Source organism: Staphylococcus sp. HMSC061G12 (assembly GCF_001838465.1).
In the GTDB taxonomy this organism is placed as follows: domain Bacteria; phylum Bacillota; class Bacilli; order Staphylococcales; family Staphylococcaceae; genus Staphylococcus; species Staphylococcus simulans.
Window position 1 is genome coordinate 1 of sequence record NZ_KV837095.1, and the last position, 220, is coordinate 220.

Here is a 220-nt window from a genome sequence, read left to right on the forward strand (position 1 = left end):
TTTTTTTTTAGAACAGTTATGATATAGTTAGAATAGTTTAAAATAAGGAGTGAGAAAAAGATGAAAGAAAGATATGGAACAGTCTATAAAGGCTCTCAGAGGCTCATAGACGAAGAAAGTGGAGAAGTCATAGAGGTAGACAAGTTATACCGTAAACAAACGTCTGGTAACTTCGTAAAGGCATATATAGTGCAATTAATAAGTATGTTAGATATGATTG

1 protein-coding gene is annotated in these 220 nt (G+C 31.8%); it reads left to right on the forward strand.

Annotated features, from left to right (window positions below):
- Positions 1-60: 60 nt before the first annotated feature.
- Positions 61-220: replication/maintenance protein RepL (locus HMPREF2937_RS08055; RefSeq protein ID WP_180364629.1), on the forward strand; the 160-nt coding region annotated here is incomplete at its 3' end.